Origin of the sequence: Capnocytophaga canis (assembly GCF_043187445.1) — a bacterium.
GTDB classification, from domain to species: Bacteria; Bacteroidota; Bacteroidia; order Flavobacteriales; family Flavobacteriaceae; genus Capnocytophaga; species Capnocytophaga canis.
The window spans coordinates 2,165,001-2,177,253 of record NZ_CP171121.1 but is presented as its reverse complement, the minus strand read 5'-3'; the positions used below and the strand labels follow the sequence as shown (position 1 = coordinate 2,177,253).

The 12,253-nt window shown below is 36.8% G+C and carries 9 protein-coding genes and 1 tRNA gene (1 of these 10 running past the window's edge); 3 read left to right on the top strand and 7 right to left on the bottom strand.

Features of this window, described 5'->3' with window-relative positions; all coding sequences use genetic code 11:
- The first annotated feature begins 77 nt into the window (after positions 1 to 77).
- Complete coding sequence (locus ACF3OB_RS09295; protein ID WP_042005426.1) at positions 78 to 737, top strand: DUF4294 domain-containing protein; 660 nt, start codon at positions 78 to 80, stop codon at positions 735 to 737.
- A 67-nt stretch (positions 738 to 804) separates the two neighbouring features.
- On the opposite strand, the gene ACF3OB_RS09290 is transcribed toward ACF3OB_RS09295, so the two are convergent.
- Positions 805 to 2,421, bottom strand: a complete 1,617-nt coding sequence (locus ACF3OB_RS09290) for a S8 family peptidase (RefSeq protein WP_392447530.1) — start codon at positions 2,419 to 2,421, stop codon at positions 805 to 807.
- 314 nt (positions 2,422 to 2,735) lie between these two features.
- Here ACF3OB_RS09290 and ACF3OB_RS09285 point away from each other — a divergent pair, with 314 nt between their 5' ends.
- Positions 2,736 to 3,551 carry a helix-turn-helix domain-containing protein gene (locus ACF3OB_RS09285; protein ID WP_042344151.1) on the top strand — a complete coding sequence of 272 codons (816 nt, stop codon included), beginning with the start codon at positions 2,736 to 2,738 and terminating at the stop codon, positions 3,549 to 3,551.
- 91 nt (positions 3,552 to 3,642) lie between these two features.
- On the top strand, positions 3,643 to 4,251 hold the full coding sequence (locus ACF3OB_RS09280) for a DUF417 family protein (RefSeq protein ID WP_042348597.1): 609 nt from the start codon (positions 3,643 to 3,645) through the stop codon (positions 4,249 to 4,251).
- A gap of 72 nt (positions 4,252 to 4,323) precedes the next feature.
- On the opposite strand, the gene uvrA is transcribed toward ACF3OB_RS09280, so the two are convergent.
- The 6 genes from uvrA to ACF3OB_RS09250 all read right to left on the bottom strand — a co-directional run.
- On the bottom strand, positions 4,324 to 7,083 hold the full coding sequence (uvrA, locus tag ACF3OB_RS09275; RefSeq protein WP_172920022.1) for an excinuclease ABC subunit UvrA: 2,760 nt from the start codon (positions 7,081 to 7,083) through the stop codon (positions 4,324 to 4,326).
- A 119-nt stretch (positions 7,084 to 7,202) separates the two neighbouring features.
- Entirely contained in the window at positions 7,203 to 9,383 is a 2,181-nt protein-coding gene (locus tag ACF3OB_RS09270; RefSeq protein WP_392447526.1) for a DPP IV N-terminal domain-containing protein, read from the bottom strand.
- Positions 9,384 to 9,538: 155 nt separating this feature from the next.
- Positions 9,539 to 9,895, bottom strand: coding sequence for a DUF6787 family protein (locus ACF3OB_RS09265; RefSeq protein WP_042348603.1), 357 nt, complete (start codon positions 9,893 to 9,895; stop codon positions 9,539 to 9,541).
- Positions 9,896 to 9,995: 100 nt separating this feature from the next.
- On the bottom strand, positions 9,996 to 10,994 hold the full coding sequence (locus tag ACF3OB_RS09260; protein WP_013996238.1) for a hypothetical protein: 999 nt from the start codon (positions 10,992 to 10,994) through the stop codon (positions 9,996 to 9,998).
- 53 nt (positions 10,995 to 11,047) lie between these two features.
- Positions 11,048 to 11,140 (bottom strand) — tRNA-Arg (locus ACF3OB_RS09255).
- A gap of 164 nt (positions 11,141 to 11,304) precedes the next feature.
- On the bottom strand, positions 11,305 to 12,253 hold the 3' portion of the coding sequence (locus tag ACF3OB_RS09250; protein WP_392447524.1) for a hypothetical protein. Its footprint extends 5 nt past the window's final position; only the last 949 of its 954 coding nucleotides appear in the window; its start codon lies off the right edge, out of view — the gene reads right to left on this strand; its stop codon occupies positions 11,305 to 11,307.

Here is a 12,253-nt window from a genome sequence, read left to right as displayed (position 1 = left end):
AACAGAAAAATGGATATGGTGTGATTTTTGGTACTTCGCATTATAGTTTGTATTTTTGTTGGCTGAAATAATTTTATATGAGAGAAAAAATACTTTTGACGATATATGGATTGGGGTTTGTCTTCTTTAGTCATGCTTACGCACAGCATGATACGATTGGAAAACCACATTATCAACTTATTGATACAATCCGTTTGAGTGATGTGTATGTTTTTGAGCGAGCAGAACGCACATTTCCCAATGAAGAGGCTCGAAAGCAATATTTAATTTTACGAAATCGAGTTAGAAAGGTGTATCCGTATGCGAAAATGGCTGCCGATCGGTTGTATGTTATGGAGCAAACGATGGATACGATGAAAAATAATCGCACAAAAAAAACGTATGTTAAGCGTACCCAAAAATATATTGAAGACCGATTTACGGACGAATTGAAGCAACTTTCTCGTTCACAGGGGCGTATTTTAGTAAAACTGATTCATCGGCAAACGGGAAGAACCGCCTTTAATTTAGTAAAAGAACTTCGAAACGGTTGGAATGCCTTTTGGTATAACAACACTGCATGGCTGTATGATATTTCACTAAAAAGTGAATATAATCCTGCCGAAGTTGAAGAGGATTATTGGATCGAGGAAATTTTGCTTAGAGCTTTTGCTCGAGAGGAATTGGAGGAGCAAGATCCCGCTTTCCTTATTGATTTTGAAAAAATATCACAGGAGCGAAGGAATCGACGTAAGTGATTCTTATCACAAAAACAAAGAAAGAGGCTGATTTTTTAGATTTCAGCCTCTTTCTATTTTTTTATACCTATTTTCGTAAACTCATTTTCGCTGCTAAGATGATAGCATTACGAGCGTTAACAATAGTACCGGAGGTTGAAAGTTCAGAGAAAGGAACTTTCTTTTTATTCTCTCCCTCACCTACTTTTACTTCTAAATTTGGTTTAACTCCCGATTGCATAATTACTTGTTTTACCTGAGCTGCTGTTAAGTTTGGAAAGTAAACTCTGATCAAAGCTGCAATTCCAGCCACCTCAGGCGAAGCCATAGAAGTTCCTTGTAAAAATTTGTAATTATTGTCAGGTGCAGGTGCGTAAATTTTCACTCCTGGAGCAAAAACATCCACATTTCTTTTTCCGAAGTTTGAGAATGAAGCTACTAGATTTTCGTTGAACATATAGTTCAAAGCTCCTACAGTCAAGAAGTTATCTGAAATTTCTTTACCATTTATTTCATCGTTCGGATAAGTATCTTCTACATCAATATCTTTGCTATCATTTCCTGCTGCATTTACAATCAATACATCTTTTGAAGCGGCATATTTTATAGCTTCATACACTTTATCCTTGTGAGGAGAAAGTCCCTTTCCAAAACTTGTATTGATTACTTTAGCTCCATTATCAGCTGCATAACGAATGGCAAAAGCAATATCTTTATCGTATTCGTCTCCATCAGGAACGGCACGCAAAACCATAATCTGTACATTATTTGCTACTCCATCAATTCCAATACCATTGCCACGTTCAGCTGCAATGATTCCTGCTACGTGTGTTCCATGTAATGACTCCTCCAAATCAGGCCCTATTACGTTGTTATTTCCGTAGCCTTTTTTGGAAAAATCATTTTCATCATCTTTTAAAATCGTTTTACGAGGATGAAAATTCAAATTCAAATGATGCTTTAACTTTGAGTCGTAGTATTTAGCAGCATTATTAAAATCTGATTTTAAAACATTTACATCATCTACACGATTAAACATTTGTTGCATAAATTCAACATATTGAGCAATAGTATCGTCCGATGTTTTTAGTTGAGCAAGGTCAGATTTGGTATAGTTCGTTTTTTTCAACTCCTTAGCTAACACTTCATCAGCTGATAAAATCATCTGATACAATTGTTCCATGTAAGCTTTTTCTTCTAATGTCTCGTTATGTTCTTTTTCGTACATTTTCTTTGCCTTTTCGAACAAAGGATTGTTTTTGTCCTTGGTTTTATAGATACGAACATACTCTAAATTTTCATGGTTAACATCTCCCAAGAAGTTCCATCCATGGATATCGTCTACGTAGCCATTCTTGTCGTCGTCAATGCCATTGTTTGCAATTTCATTTGGATTTGTCCATACCACATTTCTCAAATCTTCGTGATTAATGTCAATTCCAGAATCAATCACCCCAACAATCACTTTTTGCTTTGGCTTCATTTTTTTCAACAAATCATAAGCCCCGCCCAAGTTCATCCCCGGTAAGTTGGCCGAATAACTTTCATGAGGCCATGTTTTTAAATTGTCATCAGCTAGTTTCCCTACAGATGTATAGGAACTTGGAGCCACATCAAGGGAAGATTTGCTCACCTTAGACACAGAACTGCAACTCGCTAAAACAAAAGCTGTTGCAATCATTAATAAAGATTTTTGAGTATTCATTGTATTTTTTTATTGATATAATTAAAATATTTTTGCAAAGGTATATATTTTTTTAGTTCTATGACTATTTTTAGTAATATAATTCAATCGTTTTCAGGAAAATCTGTATCAAATTCTTTTTGTTGAAATTTGTTTTTTAAAGTTCAAAAGTGATTTAATATTTATGCGTTGAATATTGATTTTCAGTATTATATTCCTAATATATAGAAAAAAATCAAAAATAAGTTTACTTTCAAAATCTAGACATTTCCCACTCAAAAATTTTGCCAAAATCCTAAAAAAAACTATTTTTGTTCAACGAAATTTTATTGCGTATGAATATATCAATAAAAAATAATATCACACAACAACTCAGAGAAGGGTTTAGCGTAGAAAATTATTGTATTTTTTTGTTTGTAGGTAGCGGTGCTTTTTCTGTAAATTCAGTTGATTTTGAATATGATGGACATACGATTTTGTTCTTATCACCCTATCAAAAAATACAATTTTTGAAAGAAATACCCGGAGAAGTTGAAGTGTTGCAGTTCCATGGCGATTTTTATTGTATTGAATACCATAAGGAAGAGGTGGCGTGTAACGGACTGTTATTCAATAATATTTATATGCAACCTCACATTCAACTATCGGAAGAACATTTCAGCGAAATAAAGTCAATTTTTAAACGGATAAAAACCGAATTAGGAGAGAAAACGACGTATTCTCAGGCGGTGTTACGATCATATTTACAGCTGATTTTGGCACTTTCAAGTAAAGATAAAAGTTTAATTTTGAAAGATTTAATGCTGAAAGTAAATAACAGTATAGGGTTGGATTTTCAAAAAAACTTAGAAACTTATTTTCTGACCGAACGTAGTGTAGCTTTCTATGCCGATAAAGCTCATCTTTCGGTGGATACTTTCAGTAAAAAAATTAAACAATTATTTGAAAAATCTCCTGCCAAACTCATTCAAGAACGCATTGTTTTAGAGGCTAAAAAACAATTGCACTTGACCTGTAAGTCAATCAAAGAAATTGCTTTTGAAATGAATTTTGAAGATGAATTTTATTTCAGTCGGTTTTTCAAGAAAGCCGTTGGATTGTCTCCAAAGCATTTTCGGGAAACGGTAGGAATTTCTGTTGTAGCAAAATAATCTATGTAAAACCCTTTTTTGTCCATTAGGTATGTTTAGCGATATAACTACTTTTGCAAACCAAATTAGTAACATATAAATTTATAATACAATGAAGCAATTACTTACGTTTTTAGCTGGTAGTCAGCGTAATTTTGTAAATTACATCCGAGTAGCAATCTTTATCGTGATGGCTTGGATTGGAGGATTGAAAGTCTATCAATATGAGGCTGACGGCATTGTTCCGTTTGTAACAAACAGCCCTTTTATGAGTTTCTTTTATAACAATACAGACAAGACAGCCGTAAATGACAAAGGAGAAACTGTTCCTGAATATGTTTTACACAAAAATCCAGAAGGAAAAATGGTAGCTAAAAATATTGAATGGCACAAACAAAACGGGACATATACTTTTTCCTATGGGCTGGGAGCTATGATTTGCCTCATCGGGTTATTGACCTTATTAGGAATATGGTCTCCAAAAATCGGACTTTGGGGAGGATTGTTAACTTTTGGAATGTCAATTGTCACACTCTCATTTTTAATCACAACTCCTGAAGTATATGTGCCAAATTTAGGAGGTGATATGCCAACACCACAACATGGATTTCCTTATCTTTCAGGTGCTGGTCGCTTAGTATTGAAAGACATAATCATGTCAGCGGGAGGTTTGATAGCTGCTTCCGATGCGGCTCAACGTCTGTTGAAAAAAGAAAAATAAAATTCTTAGTTTTATTTATGAAAATAAAAAAGAGGTTACTGGAAAGAATCAGTACCCTCTTTTTTCATTCTCTTACATCACCTGTTTCAAATACGTTGCTGTGTAGCTTATTTTGTTTTTAATCAATTCTTCAGGAGTTCCTTCGGCAATAACCGTACCCCCTTTATCACCTCCATCTAACCCTAAATCAATCACATAATCAGCTGACTTTATCATTTCTAAATTGTGTTCGATAACTACTATCGAATGTCCTTTTTCGATAAGAGCTTGAAAAGAGGAAAGCAATTTATGTATATCGTGGAAATGTAAACCAGTGGTAGGTTCATCAAAAATAAACAACACCTTCTCTTTGCTTTCCGATTTTACCAAAAATGAGGCCAATTTAATACGTTGAGCTTCTCCACCCGAAAGCGTTGAGGATGATTGTCCCAAAGTTACGTATCCTAGTCCAACATCTTGCAGAGGTTTTATTTTTGCACTAATTTTATGTTGTTTATGTTGGTCAAAGAAAATGATAGCATCGTCAATGGTAGTATTGAGCAAATCATCAATAGTTTTGCCTTCGAACGAAACTTCCAACACCTCTTTTTTGAAACGTTTTCCACCACATGCTTCACACGGTAAATGTACATCTGCCATGAATTGCATTTCGATAGTAACTTCGCCTTCTCCTTTACACACTTCACAACGTCCACCATCTACATTAAATGAGAAGTGTTTTGCTTGGAAATTTCGCAATTTTGATAGTTTTTGAGAAGCATACAGATTCCGTATGTCGTCATACACTTTCAAGTAGGTAATCGGATTGGAACGCGACGATTTGCCAATCGGATTTTGATCAACGAACTCCACCGACTGAATGTGTTTGTATTTTCCTTCGAGTTTAGTGAATTGCCCTGCTTTATCTCCGTTTATATTCAATTCTCGCAACATAGCCGGATATAAAATCTTCTTTATCAAAGTCGATTTTCCACTTCCTGAAACTCCCGTAACTACTGTGAGCATATCCAAAGGAAGAGTTACATCGATGTTTTTTAGATTATTTTCACGGCAACCAATCAATTTTATATAGTGCGGAGAGGTACGCCTTCGCTTTGGCAATTCAATACTCATCTTCTTACTGAGATATTTCCCTGTAAGTGAATCGGCTGTAAGTATCTGTTCATATGAACCTTGAGCCACTACCTCACCACCGTGTGTACCTGCTTTTGGGCCGATATCGATGATATGGTCGGCGGCTTTCATAATCTCTTCATCGTGTTCCACTACGATTACCGTATTTCCTAAGTCACGCAATGATTTTAGTACGCCGATTAGTTTTTCCGTGTCTTTGGGATGTAAACCGATGCTGGGTTCATCCAAGATGTACATGGAGCCTACTAAACTACTCCCCAGTGAAGTAGCTAAATTAATCCGCTGACTTTCACCACCCGAAAGGCTGTTCGATTTTCGGTTTAAAGTCAAATAGTTCAGGCCAACATCCGATAAAAATTGCAATCGATTTTCAATTTCAATAAGTAAACGCTTAGCTACATTTTTCTCATATCCAGTAAGTTGTAAATTTTTGAAAAAAATCTGTAATTCCTCAATCGAAATATCAACCAAGTCAGAGATACTCTTACCTTGGATTTTTACATATTCAGCTTCTTTGCGTAGACGTTTTCCTTCGCACTCTGAACATTTCGTTTTTCCCCGATAACGAGCCAACAACACCCGATTTTGGATTTTGTAACTTTTTTCTTCAAGTTCTTTAAAAAAGTCATCCAACCCCGTAAAATACTTATTGCCTTTCCAGACTAATTTTTTTTCTTCCTTCGTAAGTTCAAACCACGGTTTATGTATTGGAAAATCAAATTTATAGGAATTATTAACCAGTTGATCTCTAAACCAACTCATTGTTTCGCCTCGCCATGGAAAAATACAATTATCGTAGACCGAAAGACTCGTGTTAGGGATAATCAAATCTTCATCCAGACCAATCACATCTCCATAACCATCACATTTGGGACATGCTCCATACGGATTGTTAAAACTGAATAAATGAACGTTTGATTCTAAAAAATCAATCCCATCCAATTCAAATTTATTACTAAAACTAATTCGTTTACCACTTTCAATTTCTTGTATAAAACATTCTCCTTTACCTTCAAAAAAAGCTACTTCAACGGCATCGGCCAGTCGATGTTGAAAATCCTCATTGTGTTGTACGATTACCCTATCCACAACTAACGAAAAATCAGAAGTCACTTGACCTTCTTGAATTTCGTCAATCCGAAGGATTTCATTTTGGTACAAAATCCGCAGAAATCCTTGTTGCAGTAGCATTTGCAATACCTGATAAATCGTTCGTTCGCTCGGAATATGGATAGGAGCCAGCAGTAATAATTTTTCTCTTTCGCGATATGCCAGAACGGCATTAACAACATCCGTAACGGTATGTTTTTTAACTTCTTGTCCTGAAATGGGCGAAAAAGTTTTTCCAATACGAGCAAAAAGCAGTTTCAGATAGTCATATATTTCAGTAGAAGTCCCTACGGTGGAACGTGGATTAGAGGTATTCACCTTCTGTTCAATGGCAATTGCAGGAGCGATGCCTACAATGTTGTCGACCTTAGGTTTGTCCAATCGCCCTAAAAATTGCCTTGCATAGGAAGACAGACTCTCTACGTAACGTCTTTGTCCCTCTGCATAGAGCGTATCGAACGCCAAACTTGACTTTCCTGATCCCGAAAGCCCTGTGACAACCACTAATTTATTGCGAGGGATGCCAACCGTTACATTTTTTAAATTATGGAGCTTTGCCCCTTTTATGATGATTTCTTGGGTTTTCATTCGGATTAGTTTTGTTATTTAGCTACAAAAGACTATGGCAATACCCGTAAAAAACAGTGATGTATGCCATAGTCTGAGTTTAATGAATAAAAAATTCTCAATACTTTTTGTTATGTAAACTACTTGTTGTGCTGTTTGATATACTCCAACATTCGGATAACCAAATTTGCATTATCAACTCCTCTAACCCCGTGTCCATGCATTGGATAAATCGATAAATCAACCATTTTTCTTTTGCTGATTGATTCTTGTATGATAGACATTACATGTTGAGGTACAACAACATCATCCACACTCCCGTGAACGAAGAGTAATTTTCCATTTAGGTTATCCAAATATTTCCCCACACGACTTTTTTCGTATCCCTCGGGGTTTGAAATGGGTGTGTCCATGTAGCGTTCGCCATACATTACTTCGTAAAACTTCCAATCGGTAACAGCTCCTCCTGCTATGGAAGTCGTAAAAACATTGGGGTGACGAAGCATTAAACTTGAAGCCATAAATCCCCCAAAACTCCATCCGTGAACAGCAATCCGCGAATCGTCAACGTAGGGCAATGATTTCAAATATTCCACTCCTGTAAGCTGATCCTGAATTTCAATATCGCCCAATCGGCGATGAATTACACTTTCAAAAGCAAAACCTCTATTGGCACTTCCTCTGTTGTCTATGGTAAATATGATATATTGTTCATTTTCAGCGAAAAAAGGCATCCAAAGATAAGAACCAACTCCCCATGAATTAGTAACTAACTGAGCGTGAGGGCCTCCATAAACATACAACAAGACAGGATACTTCTTTGTTACGTCAAAATCCCTTGGTTTGTGCATCTTTCCATACAGTATTGTACCGTCGTTGGCTTTTATTTCTACAAATTCGGTACTGCCCACAGCTACGCCTTCTAGCGGATTTTTAGCCTCTAAAATAGTGATGCTTTTAGTTGATTCTGTGTTAATTATGTCAATTTTATTTGGAATGGAAATACTGCTGTACACGTCTATCAAATATTTTCCATCCGAACTGAGTTGGGTTTTATGCGTCCCATTTACCTTTGTTAATTGTTGAATTTTCTTCGGATTGGTCAAATCTATTCTAAACGTATGTTTCTCTCGAGGGTCAGTTCCTGTTCCAGAGATGTATACGTATTTCCCTTTGCTGTCGAACCCTAAAATATCTTGCACTACCCATCTGAAGCTTGTTAATTTTTTGATCAGTTTTCCTTCCGTGTTGTAGTGGTAGAGATTCATAAATCCGTCACGTTCACTCATCCACAAGAATTCATTATTCTTATTTGGCAGGAATACAGCGGGATTTTCTGGTTCCACCCATTTATCGTTTTTCTCCTCAAAAAGCGTATTTACCTTTTTTCCAGTAGCAACATCGTATCTATTTAACCAATAGTGGTTCTGATCTCTATTGATTTCAGCGATGAGTACATATTTTTCATCAGGAGACCACGATAGGTTAGTCAGGTAATGCTCATCGGTGGTGTCAATATCCAAATATATCGTTTTCTGTGTATCAACGTTAAAAATTCCGATTGATGCCTGTTCGCTTTTTTGTCCTACCATCGGATATTTTATAATTTTAGGAACTGCTGGATGCGTATTGATATCTACGAGCGGATAATCGGTTACGTTACTCTCATTTTTCTGATAGAAAGCCAAAAAATTACCTTTTGGTGACCAAAATGTACCTTTTTTGATACCAAACTCTTGTCTATGGATAGACTGCCCTGAAACGATATTTTTATCAGAGTGATTGGTAATCACAATTTTTTCATTATTAGCTATCGCGAGGTATAAATTATTTCCGATGGTATAGGCTACCGCATTCCTTTCTCTATTTAAATCTTTGTTATCAGCTTCTTGTGGGATGCGAATGCTCCCAGTTTTCTTATCGCTTTGATAGTCATAGATATGGTACGTGTTGTCAGCTTCAAAGATGAACTCTTTTTCGTCAATATACCCGATTGAAGGTAAACGCTTTAACTGTGGATAGTTTTTCATCAGTTCATCTCCCAAGGTTCTAATTGTTTTACCATTAGCATCGATGATGTTAAACTTTCCGTTAGAACTATGAATCCATTGGTTCGTATTTTTTATCCATTGCAAATCATAATAATTTTCTGGATATAGCAAACTGTATCCTTGTGGTGCATCTGGATTTTTGTAGTATCCGAAAATTGCGTCTTCAATCGTGATTTTTTTTAAACCAACATTCGATTGATTTGTGATTCCTTGCTGAGCAAAAGTCGTTAAAGAACTCACGAAGAGCCATAAAAGTAAGTGCTTTTTCATTTGTAAACATTTTTATTTTTCTCATTTCAAACGCAAAACCTAAAAAATTAAATCTTGTTATAATTTAACCGATTCATAAATTCGAAAAGAGTAGACTATCGCAAGACAAATCTTAGAACTTCCGTAATAAAATGAAATTTGTAAAATTTAATAGATTAATTATGTATTTGTGTTGTTTTTTTCGAATCTTTTTCCTCAATTTGCTCCTGAGGGTTCTCTATTTTTTTGGGCCTGATGCCGAGCATTTTCTTCTCGAATGCCCAAAAAAAACGGAATTGTCCCAAAAGAGTTCCTACTATTAACAATGTAATTTGGTATATTGGCAGAATCACGATTAACCGAAGTGTCCATGCTAGAATAGGATGTAAATTATTGAAATCCAACCCTATGTAATCACAAAAAGGGCGAGATATTCTCGCAGACAACGAACCTGTTATTGTAAAAGTTATTAAAATAAGCCAAAATTGCGTATTGGAAGTTACGTTCCAACGTTGTTTTAGTTTTCGGAGCATTTATGTATGTTTTTATTATTGCTGTAGCGACGTACCAAGACGCAAAGGTATGTAATTGTTAGCAATATATCAAATACGTTTTTTTATTAATTTACATTCACTACTTCATCCAATCCGTGCCTTTGGGGATGATTCCTCTATCTTGTAGGTTACGACGTTTGGAGTTGCTCATTGCAGCAATTTCCTCGCGGGTGTATTCTCTATAAATCGTGTTTCGTCCCTTTCGAGATGTTTTTCTCTCTTTCTCTTGTTGTTTTGTTTGGCGACGCTTTTGGTCGAGAAGACGAGCTAATTTTTTACGCTCTTCACGGCGGATGCGCATTTTTTCGGAATGCAAGTCAATACGTTGGCGGTGTTTTTCCTGCTTCTCCGTTTTGCGTTGTAGCTTTTCGGCTTCTTGTTTTTCGGCAAGTTTGCGCTGATTTTCAACATAAACAGGCATTTGGCTCACACGCTCTTCTATTTGTGAACTTACGTACTTCAGTGCCAAGGCGATAGCTTTCTTTTTGGCATATTTGAAACTTACCGAGGTGTGGCTACCGATGGTCGTATTACCTAAGGTTACCCGCAAGAGCGGTTGCCCCTGATGGCTTTCGATGATGAGTTTCGGCTTTTGGTCAAAGTGCTGTTTGCAAATCACCACAAGTTGCTCCCAATGGGTAAGGCTTTTGTGGTTTTGCGGTAGCAGATGCTCATTGGGGGTCACAAAGAGTTTGAAAATAAACATTTCTAACTGTTCGGGGGTAGCATTGGCGTACACCAATCCTAAAAAGGCGTATACGAATATATGCTTTTGACTTGCTATATTTATTTCCGGATTGATGCGAGTACTACTAAAATGGTATTTATCAAAAAAAGATTCCAAAAAGGACTGCCGAAACATATTCCCCAAATAATGTTGCAATTGTGTGCCTGTTCCGCCCACATGCTCATATGCCCAACGAGCCACCTCGCCACGAAAAGCAAACTGTCCCAAAAAAACATACCGAGAATGGTTATTCACCGGCGAAAAACTACTATGAGTAAGCACACAGTTAAGTTCCTGCTCTTGATAACCGATATCAAAACGCTCCAAAAGCGTTTTTAAGAATTGCTTCATTCCTTCCTTTCTTTAAGGCAAAACCAACCCTAAGGGGTTCGCTTGGCAGTTATTGGCACGCCCGTCAGGAATCGAACCTGAACCGAGGGGTTGGAAGCCCCAGTACGGCACCGAAAGCCGTTGTGCTGCCTTTACACTACGGGCGTATGACTTGAGCAACGTATGGGACTCGAACCCACTCCTGCGTACTGGAGATACGCTACCAAGCTTTGAAGGCTTGTGTGCTACCCTTACACCAACGTTGCGTTTTTTAAAGCAAAAAAAAAAGAATCACAATTCCCGAAAAATAAACAAAACAAACCACAAGCAACTATTTTTGCAATTTTTGATAAGCATCTATAAATTTTTGACCTACAGCATTGGGTTTTCTTTCTATTTCTTTGCAAAGGAGCATATATTGTTTAACGAAATCTTGCATTTGGGGAATTTTGGGTAGGAGAGTGATATCAAGTTGAATCATATATTCTTCAATACCATCAATGGTGGTATTGACCTGTTTGTGTACCTCTTTTCCCCTTGCCTCAATTTTTGCCAGATTTGCTTTTGCTTCGGCAACACGCTTTTGCATAGCTTCGTTTTCTTTCGTTGCTATTTCGTTTTCTTTCGTTGCTCTTTCACGTTCTTGGACTGATTTTTCTCGTTCTTTCGTTGCTCTTTCGTTTTCTTTCGTTGCTCTTTCGTTTTCTTTCGTTGCTCTTTCACGTTCTTGGACTGATTTTTCTCGTTCTTTCGTTGCTCTTTCGTTTTCTTTCGTTGCTCTTTCGTTTTCTTTCGTTGCTCTTTCTTTAGCGTCTTTGAAATGTTTAGTTACTCCCTGTACTGCTTCATTGGCTGCCAGTTGTCTCATGTCGAGATCTCGCTCTGGATCGATGACTACGACCTCCTTATGATTGGTAAATTCGGTAGCTGGCATCATAAGTTCCATTGCCATAAGGTGCACGGTGAGTTGGTCTTTTGGAGTGGTGATGACTTCTGCATATTTGTCTAAGGCTTCTTGAATTTTTTGCTTTACTATAGCGACTATTTCTGGTCCTGCGGATTTTGCTCTCTCAAAAATTGGAATAAAATAGTTGTTATGGTTTGGATAGTATTGTTGTTGGAGGGATTGGGTCTCTTTGAGGTAGTTGTCCATTTCTTTTTCGTTGTCTCTCTGCTCAGTGAGTGTATTAGCTTTGTCTCTGGACTGAGCACTAGCAGGTAAAGAAATGGCTACCATCACAAAGAACAAAATCGCATTTAAGAGTTTTGTACCTTGAACT